Annotated in this window: 23 protein-coding genes and 1 riboswitch; of the genes, 14 read left to right on the plus strand and 9 right to left on the minus strand. The window is 63.8% G+C overall.

Features of this window, described 5'->3' with window-relative positions; genetic code table 11:
• The first annotated feature begins 2 nt into the window (after positions 1 to 2).
• Positions 3 to 1,202, plus strand: coding sequence for an acetate kinase (locus tag ACFT1A_RS11005; protein WP_378447024.1), 1,200 nt, complete (start codon positions 3 to 5; stop codon positions 1,200 to 1,202).
• Between the two features lie 32 nt (positions 1,203 to 1,234).
• On the opposite strand, the gene ACFT1A_RS11010 is transcribed toward ACFT1A_RS11005, so the two are convergent.
• Genes ACFT1A_RS11010 through ACFT1A_RS11020 form a run of 3 tightly spaced genes read right to left on the minus strand, consistent with a single transcriptional unit; the run spans position 1,235 to position 5,932 of the window.
• Positions 1,235 to 3,562 carry a tetratricopeptide repeat protein gene (locus tag ACFT1A_RS11010; protein WP_378447025.1) on the minus strand — a complete coding sequence of 776 codons (2,328 nt, stop codon included), beginning with the start codon at positions 3,560 to 3,562 and terminating at the stop codon, positions 1,235 to 1,237.
• Positions 3,563 to 3,569: 7 nt separating this feature from the next.
• Positions 3,570 to 4,523 carry a glutamate ABC transporter substrate-binding protein gene (locus tag ACFT1A_RS11015; RefSeq protein WP_378447267.1) on the minus strand — a complete coding sequence of 318 codons (954 nt, stop codon included), beginning with the start codon at positions 4,521 to 4,523 and terminating at the stop codon, positions 3,570 to 3,572.
• Between the two features lie 47 nt (positions 4,524 to 4,570).
• Entirely contained in the window at positions 4,571 to 5,932 is a 1,362-nt protein-coding gene (locus ACFT1A_RS11020; protein ID WP_378447026.1) for a hypothetical protein, read from the minus strand.
• 161 nt (positions 5,933 to 6,093) lie between these two features.
• Here ACFT1A_RS11020 and ACFT1A_RS11025 point away from each other — a divergent pair, with 161 nt between their 5' ends.
• Positions 6,094 to 6,705 carry an NUDIX domain-containing protein gene (locus ACFT1A_RS11025; protein ID WP_378447027.1) on the plus strand — a complete coding sequence of 204 codons (612 nt, stop codon included), beginning with the start codon at positions 6,094 to 6,096 and terminating at the stop codon, positions 6,703 to 6,705.
• A gap of 93 nt (positions 6,706 to 6,798) precedes the next feature.
• Here ACFT1A_RS11025 and ACFT1A_RS11030 read toward each other — a convergent pair whose 3' ends face one another.
• Together ACFT1A_RS11030 and thiE are read right to left on the minus strand one after the other, a co-directional pair.
• Positions 6,799 to 6,930: a hypothetical protein gene (locus ACFT1A_RS11030; RefSeq protein WP_269068504.1), complete on the minus strand. Its 132-nt coding sequence runs from the start codon at positions 6,928 to 6,930 to the stop codon at positions 6,799 to 6,801.
• Between the two features lie 249 nt (positions 6,931 to 7,179).
• Positions 7,180 to 7,875 carry a thiamine phosphate synthase gene (gene thiE / locus ACFT1A_RS11035; protein WP_230816258.1) on the minus strand — a complete coding sequence of 232 codons (696 nt, stop codon included), beginning with the start codon at positions 7,873 to 7,875 and terminating at the stop codon, positions 7,180 to 7,182.
• A gap of 26 nt (positions 7,876 to 7,901) precedes the next feature.
• Positions 7,902 to 8,048, plus strand: a riboswitch (TPP riboswitch).
• Positions 8,049 to 8,068: 20 nt separating this feature from the next.
• On the opposite strand from thiE, the gene thiO reads away from it, so the two are divergent.
• The 7 genes from thiO to ACFT1A_RS11070 all read left to right on the plus strand — a co-directional run bounded on the left by thiO (position 8,069) and on the right by ACFT1A_RS11070 (position 14,530).
• Entirely contained in the window at positions 8,069 to 9,127 is a 1,059-nt protein-coding gene (thiO, locus tag ACFT1A_RS11040; protein WP_378447268.1) for a glycine oxidase ThiO, read from the plus strand.
• Positions 9,124 to 9,339 carry a sulfur carrier protein ThiS gene (gene thiS, locus ACFT1A_RS11045; RefSeq protein ID WP_378447028.1) on the plus strand — a complete coding sequence of 72 codons (216 nt, stop codon included), beginning with the start codon at positions 9,124 to 9,126 and terminating at the stop codon, positions 9,337 to 9,339. Before thiO ends, thiS begins: the two co-directional genes overlap by 4 nt.
• Positions 9,332 to 10,084, plus strand: a complete 753-nt coding sequence (locus ACFT1A_RS11050) for a thiazole synthase (RefSeq protein ID WP_378447029.1) — start codon at positions 9,332 to 9,334, stop codon at positions 10,082 to 10,084. The genes thiS and ACFT1A_RS11050 overlap by 8 nt, the downstream gene beginning before the upstream one ends.
• Positions 10,085 to 10,213: 129 nt before the next feature.
• Positions 10,214 to 11,203 carry an ABC transporter ATP-binding protein gene (locus ACFT1A_RS11055; protein ID WP_378447030.1) on the plus strand — a complete coding sequence of 330 codons (990 nt, stop codon included), beginning with the start codon at positions 10,214 to 10,216 and terminating at the stop codon, positions 11,201 to 11,203.
• The gene (locus ACFT1A_RS11060) at positions 11,203 to 11,973 is read left to right on the plus strand and encodes an ABC transporter permease (RefSeq protein WP_003945038.1); all 771 of its coding nucleotides are present in this window, start codon (positions 11,203 to 11,205) and stop codon (positions 11,971 to 11,973) included. The genes ACFT1A_RS11055 and ACFT1A_RS11060 overlap by 1 nt, the downstream gene beginning before the upstream one ends.
• A 132-nt stretch (positions 11,974 to 12,105) precedes the next feature.
• A complete protein-coding gene (locus ACFT1A_RS11065) occupies positions 12,106 to 13,557 on the plus strand; it encodes a M20/M25/M40 family metallo-hydrolase (protein WP_378447031.1) in 1,452 nt (483 codons plus the stop codon).
• Positions 13,558 to 13,678: 121 nt separating this feature from the next.
• The gene (locus tag ACFT1A_RS11070) at positions 13,679 to 14,530 is read left to right on the plus strand and encodes an adenylate/guanylate cyclase domain-containing protein (RefSeq protein ID WP_230816822.1); all 852 of its coding nucleotides are present in this window, start codon (positions 13,679 to 13,681) and stop codon (positions 14,528 to 14,530) included.
• Between the two features lie 18 nt (positions 14,531 to 14,548).
• On the opposite strand, the gene thiD is transcribed toward ACFT1A_RS11070, so the two are convergent.
• Entirely contained in the window at positions 14,549 to 15,391 is an 843-nt protein-coding gene (thiD, locus tag ACFT1A_RS11075) for a bifunctional hydroxymethylpyrimidine kinase/phosphomethylpyrimidine kinase (protein WP_378447032.1), read from the minus strand.
• Between the two features lie 248 nt (positions 15,392 to 15,639).
• Here thiD and ACFT1A_RS11080 point away from each other — a divergent pair, with 248 nt between their 5' ends.
• The gene (locus tag ACFT1A_RS11080; RefSeq protein ID WP_283307539.1) at positions 15,640 to 15,990 is read left to right on the plus strand and encodes a GNAT family N-acetyltransferase; all 351 of its coding nucleotides are present in this window, start codon (positions 15,640 to 15,642) and stop codon (positions 15,988 to 15,990) included.
• Positions 15,991 to 16,034: 44 nt separating this feature from the next.
• Here the strand turns inward: ACFT1A_RS11080 and ACFT1A_RS11085 are convergent, their stop codons facing one another.
• From ACFT1A_RS11085 to ACFT1A_RS11095, 3 genes are read right to left on the minus strand one after another with little or no spacing between them, the layout of a single operon-like run.
• Positions 16,035 to 16,835, minus strand: coding sequence for an exodeoxyribonuclease III (locus tag ACFT1A_RS11085; RefSeq protein WP_378447033.1), 801 nt, complete (start codon positions 16,833 to 16,835; stop codon positions 16,035 to 16,037).
• A 16-nt stretch (positions 16,836 to 16,851) separates the two neighbouring features.
• Positions 16,852 to 17,763, minus strand: a complete 912-nt coding sequence (locus ACFT1A_RS11090) for a GNAT family N-acetyltransferase (RefSeq protein ID WP_378447034.1) — start codon at positions 17,761 to 17,763, stop codon at positions 16,852 to 16,854.
• Between the two features lie 40 nt (positions 17,764 to 17,803).
• Positions 17,804 to 18,403 (minus strand): peptide deformylase, encoded by a 600-nt coding sequence (locus ACFT1A_RS11095; protein WP_230816827.1) that lies wholly within the window; start codon positions 18,401 to 18,403, stop codon positions 17,804 to 17,806.
• Positions 18,404 to 18,647: 244 nt separating this feature from the next.
• On the opposite strand from ACFT1A_RS11095, the gene ACFT1A_RS11100 reads away from it, so the two are divergent.
• The 4 genes from ACFT1A_RS11100 (at position 18,648) to ACFT1A_RS11115 (ending at position 21,660) form a co-directional block, all read left to right on the plus strand.
• Complete coding sequence (locus tag ACFT1A_RS11100; protein ID WP_378447035.1) at positions 18,648 to 18,998, plus strand: DUF3263 domain-containing protein; 351 nt, start codon at positions 18,648 to 18,650, stop codon at positions 18,996 to 18,998.
• A 53-nt stretch (positions 18,999 to 19,051) separates the two neighbouring features.
• Entirely contained in the window at positions 19,052 to 19,648 is a 597-nt protein-coding gene (locus tag ACFT1A_RS11105) for a LytR C-terminal domain-containing protein (protein WP_317825021.1), read from the plus strand.
• A gap of 95 nt (positions 19,649 to 19,743) precedes the next feature.
• The gene (locus tag ACFT1A_RS11110) at positions 19,744 to 20,445 is read left to right on the plus strand and encodes a superoxide dismutase family protein (protein ID WP_007730117.1); all 702 of its coding nucleotides are present in this window, start codon (positions 19,744 to 19,746) and stop codon (positions 20,443 to 20,445) included.
• Between the two features lie 90 nt (positions 20,446 to 20,535).
• Positions 20,536 to 21,660: a glutamate--cysteine ligase gene (locus ACFT1A_RS11115; protein ID WP_003945034.1), complete on the plus strand. Its 1,125-nt coding sequence runs from the start codon at positions 20,536 to 20,538 to the stop codon at positions 21,658 to 21,660.
• Positions 21,661 to 21,718 lie beyond the last annotated feature (58 nt).

Genomic DNA, 21,718 nt, shown 5'->3' on the forward strand with positions numbered 1-21,718 from the left:
GAGTGAGCGACGGCACCGTACTGGTCATCAATTCCGGCTCGTCATCCATCAAATTTCAACTCGTGCATCCGGATACGGCGGAATCGGTGGCGCACGGTCTCATCGAACGCATCGGCGAACCCGACGGACACATCGTCTACAACCACCGCACCGGAGTCGAAGATCGAAGCCTTCCCATCGCCGATCACCGCGCGGGCCTGAAGATGGTGCTCGACATCGTCGCCGAGGTCGGACGGCCGCTGAGCGAGGCCGGAATCATCGCGGTCGGTCACCGCGTCGTGCACGGTGGTGACATCTTCTATTCGCCGACGCTCATCGACGACGGCGTCGTGAAAGCCATCGCGGATCTGTCGAACCTTGCGCCGCTGCACAATCCGGCCAACGTGATCGGTATCGAGGTGGCACGCGAAGAACTGCCCGACGTTCCGCACGTAGCCGTCTTCGACACCGCTTTCTTCCATACGTTGCCCGCGGCAGCGTCGACCTACGCGATCGATCGGGACGTGGCCAAGGCCAACCAGATTCGCCGGTACGGCTTCCACGGGACCTCACACGAATACGTGTCGGGCCGCGTCGCGGACTTCCTCGGCAAGGATCCGGCCGAACTGAATCAGATAGTTCTGCACCTCGGAAACGGCGCTTCGGCCTCGGCGATCAAGGGCGGCAAGGCCATCGACACCACGATGGGCCTCACCCCGCTCGAGGGTCTTGTCATGGGCACTCGCAGCGGCGACATCGATCCAGGCATCATCTTGCACCTCAACCGCAACTCGGGAATGAAGGTCGACGAGATCGACGACCTCCTCAACCGTCGTTCCGGTTTGAAGGGGCTCTCCGGGGTCAACGATTTCCGCGCTCTGCTCGCACTGATCGAGGGCGGCGACGAAGACGCACAACTTGCGTACGACGTCTACGTGCATATGCTGCGTAAGTACATCGGTGCCTTCATCGTTCAACTCGGCGGCGTCGACGTCATCACCTTCACCGGCGGCGTCGGGGAGAACAACGTCGACGTACGACGCGACAGCCTGGCCGGCCTTTCCCGTCTCGGTATCGAGGTCGACCCGGCTCTCAACGAGGCGAAGAGTCGCAACGAGCGTCGTATCTCCGCGTCGTCCTCGGCCGTCGAGGTACTCGTGGTCCCCACGAACGAGGAATTGGCGATCGCCCGTGCGGCAAAGGCTTTGGTGGCCGCACTGTAGTTCCGGCAACACTGTAGTTCTCGGGGCGTCCGTCAGAAATTGCTTCGCGGACGCACCGCATTCGCCCGGTCGACGAGGGCGTAGCGGTGCGTACGGGAAGTCGTGACGCGGGCAAGGGCGCGAAGGCAGGCCTCGGCTCCCGTACGCAGACCCTGCTCGGTGAAGGGTAGATCGAGGATGGGTTCGAGTTCGGTGTGCGAGCGGTTGCCGTAGCGAATCCAATCGAGTGCCGTGCCCAACACCAGGGTTCGCATCTGCAGGCTTCGGCTCTCCTCGGCCGGTAGCGCCCGAACGCGACGTGCGGCTTCCCGCAGAGTCGATTCGTCGAGTTCGGCGATCGGAACGCCGGACAGCATCGTCAACGCGCTCGACATCCGTGCGACGTTGTAGTGCCGGGAAGACGTGGGTACTTCGTCGAGGGCGGCGATGGCTGCCTTCTTGTTGCCGTGGTCGGCGAGTTGGCGAGCGAGCCCGAATGCGGCGCTCACGTAGTTCCGTTCGGTCCGCCAGACGGTGCGGTAGTACTTCTCGGAGAAGCGGCACCACTGGTCCGGGTCGTCGCTCTCCCAGTGCTGGAGAATCAGTTCTGCTGTCGCTGCCAACGCCAGCTTGGGTGCAGCCTCGCCTGGCAGCGCGGTGAGGACTGTCTCGAAATGACTGAAAGCAGGCTCGAATCGGCTTGATTGCAACGCCGCAAGTCCTCGATACCACTCGATTTTCCAGTGGTCCCCGATGTTCTGCTGGAGCTCACCCAGAACAGTCAGTGCGGTTTCCGGATCGCCGAGATCGAGATGAGCCTTGGCCTCGGCCAGTCGAACCTCGCCCGAGACGGAGGCCGCGGGTGTGCCGGATGTTCGGTCGATTCCGTTCTCACGGGCGTGTTTCAACGCATCGAGAGTCTGCGACGGCTCACTGTGAACGGCTGCCGCCAGCAACGGCGCACTGGGATCGGTGGGGTCGACCAGTGGAATAGGAAGCGCATGCGCGACTTCGCGCGGATCGAGAGCGGCGTCGTGGCTGACACCGTCGACGTACACATCGGTTTGCCCGACCAACTCGTCGGTGCCGAAAGACGTTCGCTGCCTGCTGAACACGAGTGAAAGTCCGGGGTTCTCCTGCCCGGTCTGCTCCGCGAGGATTTCTCGCAGAACGCCGGTGAGCTGGCCCGCGATCTCCTCGGCAGACTGAAATCGTTTCTTCGGGTCCGGGTCGGTGGCGCGCAACAGCAGGCGGTGGAAGAACTCGTGGTCTCGCAGCAGTGGCTCGTCCTCGGGTTCGGGGAGGCCGTCGAGATACCTTCCGTGCTTCGAGGGCATGTCGAGGGTGAGAACCGCGAGTGTTCTTCCGACGGTGAAGATGTCGGAAGCAATAGTCGGGCCGGTCTCGATGATCTCCGGTGCTTGATAACCGGCAGTGCCGTACAGGTATCCGTAGTCTTCGATTCCGGACACGGCGCCGAGGTCGATCAGCTTCAACTGATCCTCGGTGACCATCACGTTCTCGGGTTTGAGGTCGTTGTACGCCAGGCCGGTGGAATGCAGATAGCTCAGCGCCGGAAGGATTTCCAGTACGTAGCCGATCGCCTGCTCGATCGGCATGTGCTTGCCGTCCGGGAATTCGGCCAGCACCTCGCGCAGCGATCGTCCGCCCACGTACTCCATGACGATGTACCCCATGGGTGTGCCGTCCGGGCGCGGATGCTCGACGAAGTTGAAGATCTTGACGATGCTGGGGTTGGCGACCTCGGCGAGGAACTGACGCTCGGCCACCGCGACGGCCTGTGCTTCGGAATCACCGAAATGCAAGAGTCCCTTGAGAACAACCCACCTGTCGCTGACATTGCGATCGATCGCGAGGTAGATCCATCCCAGGCCGCCGTGCGCGATCGGTCCCTGGACCTCGTACTGACCCGACACCAGTTCGCCCTCTTCGAGCAGTGGGCGGAAGTCGAAGGTGGAACCGCACTTGGGGCAGGTTCCGTGCTGAGTTGCCTTGGTGCTTGCACTCTTACGGCCGACCGGCTCGTTGCACTTCCAACAGAAGCGTTTGCGCTCGGGGACCGTCGGGTCACTCATCACCGCGGATGCCGGGTCGATCTGCGGGACGGGGGGAACCTCCACCAGGCCGCCGCCGAGGCGCAGCTTGCGTCCCGACCGGCTGCGGCGGGATCGAGTGGAGCGACCGGTGGGGGAGGAGGACGCGGACGGCGTGGTTCCCCGTATCTGGGCCGACGTCGGCTCGAGGCGCTCGTAGGCGCCGGTGGCTTCGGGTTCGGGACGCTCGTAGGCGCCGGTGGCTTCGGGCTCGGGGCGCATGGAGGCTTGGGTGGCGTCGGGCTCGGGGCCGGTCTCTTCGGTCATGTCAGCCTCAATCCCGGTAGACGGCCGGCGGGGGACCGGGTGACGGACCGAGGACACTGAGCCAGCGGTCGTAGATACGGTTCCAGGTCCCGTCGCCCCGGATCCGATCCAGTGTTCCGTTGACGAATCGGACCAGGTCGGGGTTGTCCTTGTTGACGCCGATTCCGTACGGTTCGACGCCCAGTGATTCGCCGACCATCATCAGGTACGGATCCTGCGAGGCGAGCCCGGCGAGAATCGTGTCGTCGGTGCTGATCGCGTCCACCTGCCCCTGCTGCAGGACGACCAGGCAGTCGGACCACATCGGTACGGTCACGACGGTGGCTTCCGGTTGGAGTTGCTGGATGCGAGTGGCCGACGTCGTTCCCCGCGCAGCGCAGACCCGTTTGCCTGCGAGGTCGTCGATGCCGCGGACGGGTGACCCCTGCAAGACCTGAATTCGTTGTTCAGCGGAGAAGTACTGAGTCGAGAAGTCGACCTTCTCGCGCCGGTCACACGTGATGGTCATGGTTTTGACGACCACGTCGACCATCGATTCCTGCAGCGCAGCGATCCGGTCGTCCGACGTCAGGATCCGATACTCGATCTTCTCCGGGTCGCCGAGCAGGTCGCGGGCGATCTCGCGGGCGATGTCGACGTCGAAACCTTCGAGGCGTCCGGTGGCCGGATCGCGAAAGCTCATGAGATTGGAACCGGTGTCCAGGCCCACGATCAGACGTCCGCGCGCTCGGATGGCGTCGAGGCTCGGGGTGGGTGGCCGCGGAGATGCGTCCGCGGGGGTCGGCCGCAGGCTTGCGGTGAGGTTGGTGCACGAGGCCGTGGTCGTCGGCGTCGGGCTGGGAGCGATCGTGGCTTCGGCGGGTAGCGGCGGTTCCGTGTACGACGTCACGGCTGCGTTGTTCAGGTCTTCGACTCGTCCCGCACCGCACCCAGCGAGTAGCAGCACGGCCACCACAAGCATCGCGATGCACGCAACCGGGCGCCTCCGCTGTAACCCTGCTGTTCCAGTCACTGGTACTCCCGCAGTCGGGGCCAGAATCCGATGAAAATTCCGGCTACACCGAGAACTGCCAATACAGTCATGCCCGGTGCGGAGGCCGCCAACACACGTGAGGCGTACGAGACGTCGGATCGAAGATTTGTACGCGAATCCACGATTCCCTGCCAGAGTTCGTGATCGAGCTTTCCGTACTCCGCGGCCGAATCCTGTTCTCCGGCGCCGATGGTGATGGCTGCGGCGGACGTGAAGTCGCCGTTTCCGAGACGGTCGTACATGCGCGTGTGCGCAGCCACCCACTGCTGGCGCGAGTCGAGTGCGGCGGTCAGCACTTCGCTGTTCACTCGGGCGCGATCATCGTCTTGCAGGCGCTCGAGGATGTCGCGCAGAGCGTCGACCTTGCGGGTGAACGTCACGTTGTCCTCGGCGGTTGAATCCCGCCTCGCCAGGGTGAGAGTTTCGACGGTGCGTGCTTGCTGCGCCATGATTCGTGCTTCGGTCAGTTCGTGCAGTGGCTCGGCACCCGCATCGAGAGCGCGCCCGGTGGCCAGCGCGGAGACCAGTCCGACTGTGAGCAGCCACAGCAGCGCTGCCGCGACCGCGAGCGAGGCGAGGATCAACCCGAGATTGAAGCGTCGGCGACTCTTGCGGGAGAAGTACACCTGCACCGCGACCAACGCACACAGGACAAGGACGAATGCCACGATGGGCCACCACGGTGGAGTCTCGAAATCGCGCTGTACCTGGGAAACCAGAGTCTCCTGCGACGCGTGCAGTTGCTGAGCCATCGGCAGCAGCGAGGTTTGCATCAACTGCGAGGCCTCGCTCAAATACGCTGCCCCGACGGGGTTTCCGACGCGATTGTTTGCCCGTGCAGTTTCGACCAATCCGGTGTAGACGGACAGATCGGTCGAGATGGTGGTCAACGCGCTGTGGCCGGCGAGATCCGTCGAGTCGAGGCCGGCCGATGCCTGCACGATCTCCGCCGACGCCTCACCGATCGACTGTGTGTATCGGTCGCGTACGTCGGCGGGTTCGAGGCCGCCGGAGATGAAGGCAGTGGCCGCGGCGGCGTCTGCCAACGACAGCGCGCTGTAGAGATTCTGGGCGGAGTTGGCGAGTGGTTCGGTTTCGACGAGGAGGAGGTCGAGATTTGCCTGACGGTTCTCGATCGCTGCAGTGGCGAGAAGTCCGGCGATCAGGGTGATCGCGATCAGGATCAGTCCGATGACGGTCAGCCGACCAGGTGTGGACGACATGAATGCCTGGAGTTCGCGCCGCAGAAGTGCCTGCTCGTCCTCCGCCGACACTGTCGTGGCCTCGGAGGGTGGCAGCGACCGGGGTTCGATGGACGGGACGACACGGTCGACCATCGAGCACCTCACTTCGCTGCTGTACGCGGGCTACCGAGAAATGATGTCGCCGAGAAATGATTCAGGGCATCTTCGCGAGCATATAAGCATCACCTACACCTGGAGCAGATTGAAACGGTTAGTGTGGGACAACGGCGAGAGCAGGCGGAGCGAGGTAGTCGATGCGTGGTGACGGTGACGGTTGGTCCATCGGGTCGGACGGTACGCGGCATTGGGGTAAACACGGTGCTGCCGGGCTGCTCTTGCGCGCCCCCGATTCGGACGGATCGCCCATGGTCCTGCTGCAGCATCGTGCTGCGTGGAGCCATCAGGGCGGAACGTGGGCACTGCCCGGCGGAGCGCGGGACTCACACGAGAGCACGACGCACGCCGCGGTCCGGGAGGCTCACGAAGAAGCAGGTATCGCCGAGGACGCCGTCCGCGTTCGCGGAGAGGTAGTCACCATGCGCGCCGAGAGCGGGTGGACTTACACCACCGTCGTAGCTGACGCGGCGCATCCACTCTCGACGGTTGCCAACGGTGAGAGCACCGAGTTGCGGTGGGTCCGTGAAGCCGACGTCGACTCGCTGCCACTGCATCCGGGATTCGGTTCCTCGTGGCCCGAACTCCGGACTGCGCCGGTTGTGTCGGTGGACGCCGATCCGCACACCGTCGTGCTCGAGGACGGCGGATTCGGATGGTTGTCGGGTAGTTCCCCCGAAGACAGCGCCCACGAAGACAGCGAGCAGAACCTGTCCGAGGCGAGCAGGACGGCGAGCAGTACCCAGTCGTAACAACTCGAGTTTTGACAGTTCGTACACAGCAGAAGGGCCGGACTCCTGCGGAGTCCGGCCCTTCTGTGTTTCGGTCGTCGACCGAAACGAGGCTCAGCTGAGCGAGTTCAGCGCCGTGATGAAGCTGACCGCGGTGATACCGAGCTTGAGCAGCTCGCTGACCTTGCCGAGGTTCAGGTCTTCGAGTGATTCGGTGCTGAGTGAGCCGGTGTCGAGGGATCCCATTTAAAACTCCTAGGTTTCAGTTAGTAACTGGGAGTAAACTACAACAAACCGAACGGGATGCGACACGCAATCGAAATAAGTGTGATCAAGATCACCTAATCGGACTTATTGGACATCCAATCGCACCTAGGAACTGGGGGTTTGTTGTCTGATCGGACAACTTCCGTTCATGTTTCACACGAGGCGTGCTGACCCGTAACTGTGCGGATTTGTCCCGGCAAACAGTTGACGGTCGCCAGTTACCGGTTTTCAGCGTCCGGCGACTGCCGCGGCGAGGCGTTGCGCGGCCGCCTGGGGATCCGATGCTTGCGTGATTGCACGCACGACGACGATGCGAGTGGCGCCGGCATCGAGAAGCTCTGGCAGGCGTTCCTCGTCGATGCCGCCGATCGCGAACCAGGGTCGCGGCGGTGCGGCGTCGGCAGTCGATCGAACCAGTTCCAGGCCGGAAGCACTTCGATTCGGTTTGGTCGGTGTAGCCCAGACCGGCCCGGTGCAGAAGTAGTCGACGCCCTCTTCGATGGCGGCAAGACTCGCCTGCGCGCGGCTGCTCGTCGAACGGCCGATGACGACGTCTTCGCCGACAACAGTTCGCGCGTAGGGGACGGGGATGTCGTTCTGGCCGAGGTGGAGGATGTCGGCACCAGAAGCCATTGCGAGATCCGCGCGGTCGTTGACGGCCAACAATGCGCCGTGACGCCGCGCTGCAGTTGCGAGAATGCCCAGCGCTACCAGTTCGTCTTTGGCCTCGAGCGGGCCGAACTCGCGCTCACCGGCAGAGCCCTTGTCGCGCAATTGGATGATGTCGACTCCGCCGGACAATGCTGCCTCGGCGAACTGCGCGAGGTCGCCTTTCTCGCGGCGCGCGTCGGTGCACAGGTACAGCCGTGCTGCTGCCAGGCGCTCGCGCCGGTCGATGACGTTACTGGGATGTGTGGGGTGCACGGAGCAAACGGTAGCCTCTAGGGAGCAAGGTTCGACACGGGAGTCCTGAAACGTCGTCGTCACTTTTTGTCGTGACTGCGAGGTTCGTAGGGCTGAGAGGGGATCGCGACCAGATCCCGACCGTCAGACCTGACCCGGATCATGCCGGCGCAGGAAGTGGAGGTGGAGTTTCGTGAATACACACGCTCGTACGATGTCGGTGGTCGGCGGCGGTGTCATCGGTCTCGCCATAGCGTGGCGCGCAGCCCGCGACGGTTGGACTGTTCGGTTGTACGACCCGTCCATCGGATCAGGGGCTTCGTGGGTGGCGGGCGGAATGCTTGCCCCACTGTCCGAAGGCTGGCCGGGTGAGGAAACAGCGTTGACCGTCGGCGCGGCCTCCCTGGAGCGGTGGCCGACGTTCGGTGAAGAGCTCGGAAAATTCGGTCCCTCGGTCTTCACTGCGGACAGCTCGCTGACGGTCGCTCTCGATGCTGCCGATGCGCAGGACCTGCAGACCATCGCCGAATGGGTGAGCTCGCAGGGCCATGAACTCGAAATCCTCGGTCGCGCCCGCATCCGTGAACTCGAACCGATGCTCGGCCGCGGCATCCGGTCGGGACTCATGGCTGTCGGTGAGTCCGCCGTCGACAACAGACTTCTGCTGGAGTCCTTGCAGAAGGCCTGTGCGGAATCCGGCGTCGAATTGATCGCGCGTGCCGTCAACGACCTTGCCGAACTCGATACCGATCAGATAGTGCTCACCGCCGGTATCGCGTCACCCAAGCTGTGGCCCGGACTGCCGGTGCGACCGGTCAAGGGTGAGATCCTTCGCCTGCGTAGCAGGCCGGGAGTCACTCCGGCGCCCAGTCGCACAATCCGCGGAAGCGTCCACGGGCGACCCGCGTATCTCGTCCCGCGCGGCGACGGAATCGTTGTCGGCGCAACACAATACGAGTCCGGTGAAGACACACAGGTCACCATGGCGGGAGTGCGGGACCTGATCAACGACGCCGAGGCGCTGATGCCCGCGATCGGCGAATACGAACTCTACGAATGCGCGGCAGGTCTGCGTCCGATGACGCCGGACAACCTGCCGTTGATCGGGCGCGTGTCCGATCGTGTTGTCGTCTCCACCGGGCACGGCCGCAACGGCGTTCTACTGACGCCCGTCACCGCCGATGCAACGCTCGCGTTGTTGAACGGCACATCTTTGGTCGAGGTAAAAGGAACCGAACCCGAGCGGTTCGCAGTAGTTAAGGAAAATTCATGAGTGAGCAGATCCCGATCGGGATCACCGTCAACGGCGAAGATCTCGAGTTCGATCGAGCAGTCACGGTGACCGAACTACTGACGCACCTCGAGTTGCCCAGCAAGGGCATCGCCGTCGCCGTCGACGGTGCACTGTTTCCGCGCGGGCGTTGGGACGAATCCGTCGGACGTGGTTGGGAAATCGAGATCCTCACGGCGGTGCAGGGTGGCTGAGCAGGATCTTCTCACCATTGCGGGCAGTAGTTTCGGTTCCCGGCTCATCACCGGGACAGGTGGCGCCGCCAACCTCGCGGTGCTCGAAGAAGCTCTGGTGGCCTCGGGCACCGAACTGACCACCGTCGCGATGCGGCGAGTCGACGCGGCCGGCGGCACCGGTGTTCTGGACCTGCTCCGCCGCCTCGGAATCGAACCGCTCCCGAATACCGCCGGTTGTCGCGGCGCCGCTGAAGCAGTGCTGACGGCGCAGCTGGCACGGGAAGCGCTCGAGACGAACTGGGTGAAACTCGAAGTCATCGCCGACGAGCGGACGCTGCTGCCCGATGCGATCGAACTGGTCTCCGCCGCAGAACAATTGGTGGACGACGGTTTCACCGTCCTGCCGTACACCACGGACGATCCAGTTCTGGCGCTTCGCCTCGAAGAGGTCGGCTGCGCGGCAGTCATGCCGCTCGGTTCACCCATCGGCACCGGGCTTGGTATCGCGAATCCGCACAACATCGAGATGATCGTCGAGCGCGCCGGCGTGCCCGTCATCCTCGACGCCGGAATCGGAACGGCCAGCGACGCCACCCTTGCCATGGAGTTGGGCTGCGACGCAGTCCTACTTGCGACAGCGGTGACGCGCGCCAAGAATCCCGCACTGATGGCGTCGGCGATGCGGCACGCAGTTGTAGCCGGTTTCGAGGCGCGTCACGCCGGCCGGATTCCCAAGCGGTTCTGGGCCCAAGCATCGTCCTGACGGACCATTTCCGGGTGTTTTCTCAGGGTTATGCCCGGATTGCCCGGCTTCGTGTCCTACCTGAGTACCACTCGGAACTAGACCTGTGGCCGATGTGCTGGTCATTGCCGGTAGGGCAAAGTTCTCCTCATGATTGAACTGAGGGGATTGACCAAGGTTTACGGACCGACGAAAGCGGTGGACGATTTGTCGTTCACGGTCAAGCCGGGCATCGTGACGGGCTTTCTGGGCCCGAACGGTGCAGGTAAGTCGACGACGATGCGGATGATCCTGGGTTTGGATCAGCCGACGTCGGGTGCGGCGTTGATCGAGGGGAAGCCGTACCGGGAGCTCAAGACACCGTTGCGGACGGTGGGCGCGTTGCTCGATGCGAAGTGGGTGCACCCCAATCGCAGTGCGCGGGCGCATCTGCAGTGGATGGCCGCCTCGAACGGGATCCCGAAGTCCCGCGTCGACGAGGTGCTCGGGTTGGTCGGATTGTCCGAGGTGGCGGGCAAGAAGGCCGGCGGGTTCTCGCTCGGCATGTCGCAGCGTCTCGGGTTGGCCGGTGCGTTGTTGGGTGATCCGAAGGTGCTGTTGTTCGACGAGCCGGTCAACGGTCTCGATCCGGAAGGCATCGTCTGGATTCGTAAGTTCATGCAGCGGTTGGCGGCGGAGGGCCGCACGGTGCTGGTGTCGAGTCACCTCCTGTCGGAGATGGCGTTGACGGCGGAGCAGTTGGTGGTGATCGGTCGGGGTCGGTTGATTTCGGATTCGACGGTCGCGGAGTTCGTGGATCGTTCGTCGGAGTCGACGGTGCGGGTGCGTAGTCCTCAGCTCGATGCGTTGCGCAGTGTGTTGCTTTCGCAGGGGTTGACGGTGCGTGAAGACGGTTCCGGTGTTGCGCCGGCATTGGTGGTGGTGGATTCGACCACTGATGTGATCGGTGGTTTGGCTGGTTCGCAGGGAATCGTGTTGTACGAGTTGGCGTCCCAGCAGGGGTCGCTCGAGGATGCGTTCATGAAGTTGACCGGAGACGATGTCCAGTACCACGCGTCCGGTATCGATCCGGGCGCTGGAGCCCACCAAGCAAATGCACACCAGGCAAACACACAGCAGGCTATGGGAGGTGCACTGTAATGGCTGTTCTCAGTGCTGAACGTATCAAGATCACCACGACCAAGTCGCCGCTGTGGTGCTCGGTCATCATCGTCGTGCTCGCTCTCGGCTTCGCCGCCATCATGGGCGCCGTTGCCAAGTCGGCTCTGACGTCTTCGGACGTCCAGGGGGCACCCGACCTCGACACCGCCGTCGCCACGGCCGGCATCTCGGGTTTCGGAATCATGGTTCTCATGATCATGGCGGCCCTCGCGGTCACCAGTGAGTACCGCTTCGGGACCATCCGCACCACCTTCCAGGCAGTTCCGAACCGTGCCTCGGTTCTGATCGCCAAGGCCGGCCTCATCGGTGCCTTCGGTGCGGTGCTGACGTTTGTCCTCGCTTTCGGGTCCTACGCGGTGGCCAAGGCCATGGCCGGTTCCGAGGCCAGCACGGGTCTGACCCTGTCGACCGGCGATGACTGGCGTGCGATCTACGGCATCCCGGTTTACGCCTTCCTGTGCGTGATCCTCGCTGTCGGCGTCGGATCGATCATCCGTCAGTCGGCCGGCGCTATTGCGTTGCTCCTGCTCTGGCCGCTGCTCATCGAGAGCCTGTTCGGACTGTTCGGCAGTGTCGGCGAGAAGATCACTCCGTTCCTGCCGTTCGCGAATGCAAACCACTTCCTCAGCCCTGGCGGCGGAAGCCTTGATTTCCACTGGGGACCCTGGGGCAGCCTGATTTACTTCGCGGCCTTCGTTCTGGTGATTTTCGGAGCAAGTATCGTCATCGTGAATCGTCGCGACGCCTGATCTTGTCGCTCCCTCGGTAGGTGTTGTCGGGAGACCTACCGAGAACCAGGAGTGACAGCAGAGTAGGGACCCAGTACGAAAAACCATTCGTACTGGGTCCCTTTCCTGTGCTTCGGCCGATATCCTCCGAAGATGAGACTCTTCGGTGTGGTTGTGGTCGCAATGGCTGGAGCACTCGTGGTGAGTGGATGCTCGTCGGGAAGTGAAGCGGCCGTCCCGACAGACCCGGTTGCATTCTCCGAGACCGTCACGGTCGACGCCGTGACGGGGCATCTGGAGCAACTCGAGAAGATCGCCGCTAACAACGACGGCAATCGATCGGCCGGAACGCCCGGTTACGACGCCAGTGTCGACTACGTGGCAAACCTGCTCGAAGACAAGGGCTTCGACGTCAGCACCCCGGAATTCGACTTCAGCTCCTTCGATCCCGGGACCGAATCCCTGAAAGCCGCTGACGGCTCCGATGTTCCGGTGCGGGCGTTGACGTATTCGACGTCCACGGGACCGACCGGAATCACGGCGCGTCTGGTGGCGATTCCCGCCGACGAGACCCCCGGTTGCGAGGCCACCGACTACGACGGCCGCGACGTGAACGGTGCCATCGTGCTGGTCACCCGTGGAGTGTGCCCGTTCGGCGACAAGCAGAAGATCGCCGCAGAGCGCGGCGCGGCAGCGTTGCTGGTTGCGAACAACGAGGACGCAATGTTGGGCGGGGCTACCTTGGGTGAACCCGAAGACGCCCGCATCCCGACGGGCGGGGTGAGTAAGGCGTCGGGCGAGGCTCTTGCCGCAACTCCCGGAGATCTCACGCTGATTCTCGACACGTCGACGGAAACGACGAAGTCGCGCAACGTGATTGCGCAGACCAAGACCGGCGCGACCGACAACGTGGTTGTCGTGGGCGCCCACCTCGACAGCGTGCCGGAAGGTCCCGGAATCAACGACAACGGAAGCGGTACCGCAGCCGTACTGGAAACCGCGTTGCAGATGGGAAGCTCACCAAGCATCGAAAATGCCGTGCGCTTCGCATTCTGGGGAGCGGAAGAAGTGGGATTGGTCGGCTCCACTCGCTACGTCGAGGGCCTGAGTGATCAGGAACGGGCCGACATCGCCCTGTACCTGAATTTCGACATGCTCGGTTCGCCCAACGCGGGATACCTGGCTTACGACGGCGACAACTCGGATGCCGTGGGGGAGGGGCCCGGGCCGGAGGGTTCGGCGGGCATCGAGCGCACTTTCGTCGATTTTCTCGCCGGGCGGGGGATTGCGGCGGACGGAACGGACTTCGACGGGCGCTCCGACTACGGCCCGTTCATCGAGATCGGGATCCCGGCGGGTGGAGTGTTCAGCGGCGCCGACGAACGCAAGACGCCGGCACAGGCGGAGAAGTGGGGCGGAGAAGCGGAGGAGACCTTCGACCCGAATTACCACAGTGCCCAGGACAACCTCGCGAACATCGATCGCGAAGCGCTCGCTGCCAATGCTTCTGCAGTAGCCTTCGGAGTTGCGACGTATGCCCAGGACTTGAGCGGGCCCAACGGAGTGCCCGTCGGCGATGCCCGGACACAGGCCAGAACCGAATGATCGACTGACCGAATGATCGACTGACCGAATGATCGACTGCTCGATTGTGCGAGCGACCAGGAGGCCACTGTGCGAGAACCGCGGCAGCACACTGTCTGTAACTCTGAGTTACGCTTGAGTTATGGCTGATCTGTCCCCGGAGAGCACCGACACGACAGGTGCTTCCTCCTCCTCGGTTCGAGGCGTCGTCGACGTCGTCTTGAACTCTGCGGCAGAGCTGAACCGTCGGCAGCAGCTCATCGACGCGCTACGGCGGCTCAGGCGGGCATTACCCGGCGATCCCGGGTTCGGGGACCCGCTCTCGCTCGCCGGCCCCGGTGGTGCCCGCGCCGTGGCCCGCGTCGCTGACAGATTGCTCGATCAGAAACCGGCAGCCACTCGCGAAGTGAGCCTCGGAGCACTGCAGGTATGGCAGGCAGCGCTGGAAAAGATGGGCCGCGGCCGCGGGGATCAAGAACTGACCATCGTCTTCACCGATCTGGTCGGCTTTTCCACCTGGTCGCTCGAAGCCGGTGACGGCGCCACGCTGACACTTCTGCGCGCGGTGGCGCAGGCCGTGGAAACTCCGATCACCGACAATGGCGGACACGTCGTCAAACGAATGGGCGACGGCCTGATGGCGGTGTTCATTCGCCCGGATGCGGCCTTGAAGGCGGTGTTCAACGCACAGGACGCGCTCGCGGGAGTCGACCTCGACGGATACACCCCACGCATGCGCGTGGGCCTCCACACGGGAACTCCGCGTCAGATCGGCGACGACTGGCTCGGTGTCGACGTAACCATTGCCGCCCGGATGATGGGCTTGGGCGGCGACGGCAACGTCATGATGTCGGCGACCACCCTCGAGGAACTCGAAGCCGGCACCCTCGAGGATCTCGATCTCACGATTCGGCCATGGCGGCGAGGGTTTTTCGCCACCACGCCCAACGGAGTTCCCGTCGATCTGGGAATCTGGCGCGTACGACGGAACTAGTGCACTGGACCCCGAGCGCTAGACCTGGAGTCGCCAGAGTGGGGACACCGGACCGTGGCCGGCGCCCAGACCGTACGACGCCTCGAGGCACTTGGTCACCCACTCCTTGCCGAATGCCACTGCATCCGGAACGGAATAGCCGTGTGCGAGAGCGCAAGTGATCGCAGCAGCCAGTGTGTCACCACCGCCGTGATCGTTGCCGGTGTCGATCCGGGCACTGCTGAATTCGAGGAAACGGTCGCCGTCGAACAGCAGGTCGGTGGACAACTCCGACGTACGAAGGTGGCCGCCCTTGACGATGGACCACTGAGCGCCGAGGGCATGCAGCGCTTCTGCCGCCTGGCGGGCGCTCTTGTCGTCGACGACCTCGATGCCGGTGATCAACCGAACCTCGTCGAGGTTCGGAGTGACCACCGTGGCAGCCGGAATCAAGGTGTTGCGGACCGCGTCGAGCGCTTCTTCGTGCAGCAGCGGATCACCGTGCATCGACGCGCACACCGGGTCGACCACGAGTGGGATCGGTCGGTCGCGCCCGATCCCCACCTCGGCGGCCACCGCGGCTACCGCTTCGATGATCGTCGTCGATGCCAGCATTCCCGTCTTCGCTGCGCCGACACCGATGTCCGAGACCACGACGCGTACCTGGTCGGCGACGATCTCCGGCGGAATCTCGTGGAAACCGCTGACGCCCACCGAATTCTGGACCGTCACAGCTGCGACGGCCACGCAGGCGTGCACTCCACACATCGCCATCGTGCGGGAATCGGCTTGAATACCGGCTCCACCGCCGGAATCGGTTCCGGCGATGGTCAATGCCCGAATCGGGGTCTGTCCGGCGGGGGTCAGGGGCAGCAGCTTCACGACGACGAGCCTACCGATCGGACCTGGGGAAACGGCAGCTCGGTCCACCCCTTGCATGAACGACCGCACGAACGACCGCGCGAACTGCGATTGCCATCCGGTCGCTTCCGGTGCAAAAATTGGTCGAATCCGGGACAGCGTCGTCGGCAGCTGATTCTATGAGTGGCATGGATCACAGTTATGGAGAGCGTGCGAACGCAGCTGTCGCCGATCGCGCAGGTGCACATCGTGCCGTGGAGGTCGCCGCTATGAACGACATCGAAAACTCGAAAACCGGAACCTCACCGGAAGTGACGCTCGTGGACAATCCGTCGCACGAACGATTCGAACTGCTCTCCGGCGACGAGTTGGTCGGCATCCTCGGGTACCGCGACGAGGACGAGATTCTGGGCAGCGGAGCCGAAGCCGGCGACGTGGTCGCGTACATGCACACCGTCGTCAAGGAAGAGTACGGCGGGCAGGGGCTGGCAGCGGTACTCGTGCAGTTCGCGATGGACTGTGCCCGTGACCGTGAATGGTCGGTACGGCCCGTGTGCACCTACGTTCAGCGGTACCTCGGCGAGCATCCCGAGTATCTGGAACTGCTCGTCGAAGACTGACCGCCCGCAACTATGAACAGACGATCAGGCTCCGAGATCGACGCTTACCCGAGATTTACGATCACCGGAGCGTGATCGCTGGCGCCCTTGCCTTTTCGCTCGTTCCGATCGATCTCGGCCGCCTCGACGCGCGCTGCGAATGCCGGTGAACCGAGGATGAAGTCGATGCGCATGCCCTGCTTCTTCGGGAAGCGAAGCTGCGTGTAATCCCAGTACGTGTACACACCGGGGCCAGGGGTGTACGGGCGGACGACGTCCGCGAACCCGGATTCGGTGAACGCCGTGAAGGCCGCTCGCTCCGGCTCCGACGTGTGGGTCTTGCCCTCGAAGAACGCGGGATCCCACACGTCGTCGTCCGTGGGAGCGACGTTCCAGTCGCCGACCAGGGCGATCTGCGCGTCGGGATCCTGCTTGAGCCAGCCCTCCGCGTCGTCGCGCAGCTTGGCCAGCCAATCCAGCTTGTAGGCGTAATGCGGGTCTTCGAGCTCACGGCCGTTGGGGACGTACAGGCTCCACACCAGCACACCGCCGCAGGTCGCACCGATCGCACGTGCCTCGCGGACCGGATCGGCCTCGGGGTCCTTGTCGAAGCCGGGCTGATCCTCGAAGCCGATCTGCACGTCTTCCAAGCCGACGCGGGAAGCGATCGCGACACCGTTCCACTGGCTCAACCCGACATGGGCGACCTCGTAGCCGATCTCCTTGAAACGCTCGTACGGAAACTGCTCGTCCTTGCACTTGGTTTCCTGCATTGCCAGGACGTCGACGTCGGATCGACCGAGCCAGTCGATGATCCGGTCGGTACGGGCACGGACGGAGTTGACGTTCCAAGTAGCGATGCGCACGAGGGCAAGCCTAGCGTCAGCCGCCGACAGGATCGGTGGCGTATCGGTAGCGGTGGTGTTCGACGAACCCGAGCCGCTCGTAGAGCGCGATCGCCGCGGAGTTCCCGGCCGAAACCTGGAGGTACGCGTGCGTCGCACCGTTCTCGCGACCCCAGGAGAGTAGATCCCCGCAGATCAGCGACCCGATTCCGTGACGACGGTGTTCGGGGTCGACGTGAATACCGGTGAGCCCGATCCAGCGCTTGTGGTCTGGCGCCTCGGTGAGCGCAGCGCGACCGATGGCGAGCGTCGTATCGGTGTTTCCGATCGCGGCGAAAGTTGCGCTGCCCACTACAGCGGTGAGAACCGCCTCGACGTGTGTGGGATCGGCGTTGGCGTCGTACATCGACAGCCAGTTGTGGTCGGGGCGGTCGGCGAAAGACGTGACCGGTGGGCCTGGCGGCAGCGTGACGTTGCCCAGATCGGCCGCCATCACGATGGTTTCCTTCTCGCAGGTCCACCCGTCCGGAGCGGTGCCGAGCCGATCGGGGAGGAGCAGCAGGGTAGGCAGATCGCGGTCACCGAACCACTGGCGTATCCGTTCGAGAGTGCTCGCGTCGAAGCCGGCCACCGTCCCCGAACCGCCGAGCGGCAAAGCCGAATTGGCGCGGCCCGTGAACCCGTGACCGGCGCGCAGCAACCAACCGTCGATCCAGGCCTGCTCGACCCCCGGCCATGCCGCCGCGGCAGCCGTTTCGAGATTTCGAATCTCGCCGATGCGAATCGGGCGGGCCGAGAGAGTCTTGAGCGCAATCACCTGATCGGCGGAGACCTGGACCAGACGACCGTCGCCGGCGCGGACGGCGATGGGATCGGTGCCCTCGAGGATGCCGATGACGTCGGTCATGGGATGCGAGTAGCCGGGTGGGAGCTTGTATCGCAAGACCACCCGGCTACCGATCGAAATGTTGCCGTTCAGAGCAGAATTCTCAGTCTTCGTAATCGTCGTCGTCGTGACCGAACGGATCGTCGACGGTGCCCGGCGTCCACGTCAGGCCGGGCTTGCCCCAACCGGAACGCTTGATGATCTTCTTGGCGGCGCGCGCGTTGCGGCCGATCAGCACGTCCGTGTAGAGGAAGCCGTCGAGATGGCCCGTCTCGTGTTGGAGCATCCGTGCGAAGAATCCGGTGCCCTCGACCTCGATCGGGTTGCCGTCGGCGTCGGTGCCGGTGACCTTCGCCCAATCGGCGCGGCCCGTCGGGAACTGCTCGCCGGGGACGGAAAGGCAACCCTCGAAGTCTTCGTCCGGGTCGGGCATCGTCTGGGGGATCTCGGAGGTCTCGAGTACCGGGTTGACGACGACACCGCGGCGACGCTCGCTGGTGCGGTCGTCACCGGGGCAGTCGTAGACGAAGACTCGGAGTGAAACACCGACCTGATTGGCCGCCAGACCGACGCCGTTGGCGGCGTCCATCGTCTCGTACATGTCTGCGATCAGTTCGGCGATCTCGGCCGGGGACTGAGTGACCGGCTCTGTCGCCTTGTGCAGTACCGGGTCGCCGACGATTCGGATGGGGAGGATAGCCATGCGGACAAGGATAGTGCGGCGCGCCCGCGTAGTTATCACGGCCCGCACACTCGATCATGGTTCAATGGTTGCTGAAGAACAGCGATGTAATTCGTTGCTCGGTCGGAACGTGGGCCGCGGGGGAAATTGTGAGTTACCTTCGGGCCAGGGGACCGGGAAACTCACGGCCGCGAGAATTCGGTCGGAAAAAGAACACCGGGCATACGAGTCTCGCTGACGCCGAGCACAGCAGTCGAGGAGTGACATGGACGGCGCAACCGCGCGTAGTCGGAACCAGTCCGAAGGCACTGGCGCCGACGATTCGGTAGTAGATACAGCAGGCATGCACGAGGTCGGCGACGACGGCCTCACCCGCCGGGAACACGACATCCTCTCCTTCGAGCGCCAGTGGTGGAAGTACGCCGGTGCGAAGGAAGAGGCCATCAAGGAGTTGTTCGACATGTCGGCAACCCGCTACTACCAGGTTCTCAATGCCTTGGTCGATCGCCCCGAATCCTTGGCGGCTGATCCCATGCTGGTCAAGCGCTTGCGTCGTCTGCGTGCCAGCCGTCAGAAGGCCAGGGCCGCCCGTCGCCTCGGCTTCGAGGTCACCTGAATCACGCGCACATATGAGCGGGCTGTCCACGTACTGGCGATAAGGTCGACATCGTGAGTACCCCGAAAGAGCAGCCGTCCGGACCTCCGCTTCGCGCAATCGCCATGGTGTTGATCGCTCTCGCGATCGTGTTCATCGGTCTCGGAGCAGCCTCTCTCGGTGGATCGGGCGACGGTGGATCGGGCGACGAGAACACTGCAGCAGAGCAGACCGAATCTTCGGCGCCTGCCACGACGAGTGCTCCCGCTGCGGCCCCTGCCACCTCCAAGCCGGCAGCGACGACGCAACCCGCTTCGGGCGATACCACCACCACGTCGCGACCCTCGGGAACTGCGACGACCACGACTTCCAGCTCCGCGAGCGGCACCGACACGTCGAATGTCAGCGTTCGAGTTCTCAACAACAGCACCGTCTCCGGTCTGGCAGCAGGCACTGCCGAGGAGTTGACGGCAGCAGGTTGGAACGTCGAGGAGACGGGTAACTACAGCGAGGGCACCGTCAGTACGACGACGGTGTACTACGGATCGTCCGCGGCGGAGAAGGCAGCGGCGCAGAAGATCGCAGCTGAACTCGGAGTCACCGCAGAACCTCGATTCGCCGGCATCGCGAACGCGTCACCTGGCGTGATCGTGATCGTGACCTCCAACTGACCGGTCGTGAAGGTGGAACTGACCCGTCGGTTCCAGCTACTACACACGCCGTTATGATCAGAAGCACTTTCTCGCCACCTCAAAGGAGCGGTTCGATGGCCCCCAGCAGCACCCGGCGTATGTCCTGGCGCGTCGTTGCCCCTGTAGTCGCGATTGCCGCTTTCGGCTTGACCGCTTGCAGTAACAGCGAAGAGCCCAGCAGCGTCCCCGGCACGACTCCTCCGGTGTGGACCGGTGCAGCCGATCCCAGCGCGCACGAAAGCGCGGGCGGCCACGGTTCCGAGACGGCTCACGCCGGCGCTTCTGCCGAGACGGTCACCGCAACACTGAACGGCACCGACGGCGCCAAGGTCGGAACGGTCACGTTCGCCCAGGAAGGTAGCGACGTCAAGGTCACCCTCGACGCCAAGGGCCTGACCCCTGGATTCCACGGATTCCACGTTCACCAGGTTGCCAAGTGCGAGACCAATTCCGTAGCTCCCAGCGGCGGAGAGCCGGGTAACTTCCTCTCGGCAGGCGGACACTTCCAGGCCGAGGGCCACACGGGCCATCCGGCCAGCGGCGACCTCACTTCGGTCCAGGTCCTCGAAGACGGCACTGCCACGCTGGTCACCACGACCGACGCATTCACCGTCGACGAACTGGTCGCGAACGGCGGAACTTCCGTCATGATCCACGCCGGTGCAGACAACTTCGGCAACATCCCGACGCGTTACGCGCCGGCACCGGATCAGCAGACCCTCGACACCGGTGACGCAGGCGGACGCGTTGCTTGCGGTGTCATCACCAAGAGCTGACAAACTCACCTGAGTTTTGCATCACTTCCGGCGACTACCACGCAGTAGCCAGCACGGTGTTTTTACCGACACTGTGATTGGATTCTCTGCGTGGTAGTTCCATTTCCAGGTTCGCCGCGCCCGACGCTGGGCGTGGAGTGGGAGATCGCGCTGGTCGATCGCAAGACCAGAGATCTCTCCAATACAGCAGCCGAGGTGTTTTCGGCGGTCGAAGAGCTTGCCGGCTCCGAGACCCCGCACATCACCAAGGAACTACTGCGAAATACCGTCGAACTCGTCACGGGTATTCACTCGACGGTCGGCGAGGCGATGAGTGATCTCGACAGGTCACTGGATCTGCTTCGCCGCGCGGCGAATCCGCTCGGCGTCGACCTCATCAGCGCGGGCACGCACCCATTCGCGCAATGGTCGACGCAGTTGGTCACGCGGACGCCCGACTACGACGAACTCATCGAACGCACGCAGTGGTGGGGCCGGCAGATGCTGATCTGGGGCGTGCACGTTCACGTGGGTGTCTCGTCCGCGGACCGCGTGTTCCCCATCATCAACGCACTGCTGCAGCGCTATCCGCACCTGCTGGCACTGTCGGCGTCCTCGCCGATGTGGGCCGGTGTGGATACGGGATATGCCTCCAATCGCGCATTGATGTTCCAGCAGCTTCCCACCGCAGGCCTTCCGTACCAGTTCGAGAACTGGGCCGAATACGAGTCGTTCATCGACGACCAGATGAAGACCGGTGTGATCACCAAGATCGGTGGCATGCACTGGGACATCCGCCCCGCACCGAAGTGGGGAACCATCGAGGTCCGGGTGTTCGACGGCGTCTCGACGCGTGCGGAACTCGGCGCACTGGTTGCTCTGGTCCACTGCCTCATCGTCGACCTGGACCGCAGACTGAGCGCCGGTGAGACTCTGCCGAACATGCAGCCGTGGCACGTCAAGGAAAACAAGTGGCGCGCAGCGAGATACGGACTGGACGCCGAGATCATCCTCGACTCCGACGCGAACGAGTGCCTCGTCACTGACGATCTGGATCGCCTGCTCGACGACCTGGCGCCGATTGCGGTCTCACTCGGGTGCGCGGACGAGTTGGCGTCGGTAGCGGACATTCCCCGTCGTGGCGCGTCCTACCAGCGTCAACGCCGTGTCGCGGAAGCGACGGGCGGCGATCTGGTTGCGGTCGTCGACGCCCTGGTCGCAGAGTTGGGCACCTAGCAGGCTCAACGCGCGAATGGCTGTTTCGTGGGCTGGAAATTCGGGCATACCAACCGTT

The organism is Rhodococcus sp. NPDC057135, from assembly GCF_042670865.1.
Classification (GTDB): Bacteria; Actinomycetota; Actinomycetes; order Mycobacteriales; family Mycobacteriaceae; genus Rhodococcus_F.

Coding starts and splice junctions, on each gene's coding strand:
- ACFT1A_RS11010 (WP_378447025.1), bottom strand. CDS start 3,562: ATGACCGAAGAGACCGGCCCCGAGCCCGACGCCACCCAAGCCTCCATG.
- ACFT1A_RS11015 (WP_378447267.1), bottom strand. CDS start 4,523: ATGCTTGTGGTGGCCGTGCTGCTACTCGCTGGGTGCGGTGCGGGACGA.
- ACFT1A_RS11020 (WP_378447026.1), bottom strand. CDS start 5,932: ATGGTCGACCGTGTCGTCCCGTCCATCGAACCCCGGTCGCTGCCACCC.
- ACFT1A_RS11025 (WP_378447027.1), top strand. CDS start 6,094: ATGCGTGGTGACGGTGACGGTTGGTCCATCGGGTCGGACGGTACGCGG.
- ACFT1A_RS11030 (WP_269068504.1), bottom strand. CDS start 6,930: ATGGGATCCCTCGACACCGGCTCACTCAGCACCGAATCACTCGAAGAC.
- thiO (WP_378447268.1), top strand. CDS start 8,069: ATGTCGGTGGTCGGCGGCGGTGTCATCGGTCTCGCCATAGCGTGGCGC.
- thiS (WP_378447028.1), top strand. CDS start 9,124: ATGAGTGAGCAGATCCCGATCGGGATCACCGTCAACGGCGAAGATCTC.
- ACFT1A_RS11055 (WP_378447030.1), top strand. CDS start 10,214: ATGATTGAACTGAGGGGATTGACCAAGGTTTACGGACCGACGAAAGCG.
- ACFT1A_RS11060 (WP_003945038.1), top strand. CDS start 11,203: ATGGCTGTTCTCAGTGCTGAACGTATCAAGATCACCACGACCAAGTCG.
- ACFT1A_RS11065 (WP_378447031.1), top strand. CDS start 12,106: ATGAGACTCTTCGGTGTGGTTGTGGTCGCAATGGCTGGAGCACTCGTG.
- ACFT1A_RS11070 (WP_230816822.1), top strand. CDS start 13,679: ATGGCTGATCTGTCCCCGGAGAGCACCGACACGACAGGTGCTTCCTCC.
- ACFT1A_RS11080 (WP_283307539.1), top strand. CDS start 15,640: ATGAACGACATCGAAAACTCGAAAACCGGAACCTCACCGGAAGTGACG.
- ACFT1A_RS11095 (WP_230816827.1), bottom strand. CDS start 18,403: ATGGCTATCCTCCCCATCCGAATCGTCGGCGACCCGGTACTGCACAAG.
- ACFT1A_RS11100 (WP_378447035.1), top strand. CDS start 18,648: ATGGACGGCGCAACCGCGCGTAGTCGGAACCAGTCCGAAGGCACTGGC.
- ACFT1A_RS11110 (WP_007730117.1), top strand. CDS start 19,744: ATGGCCCCCAGCAGCACCCGGCGTATGTCCTGGCGCGTCGTTGCCCCT.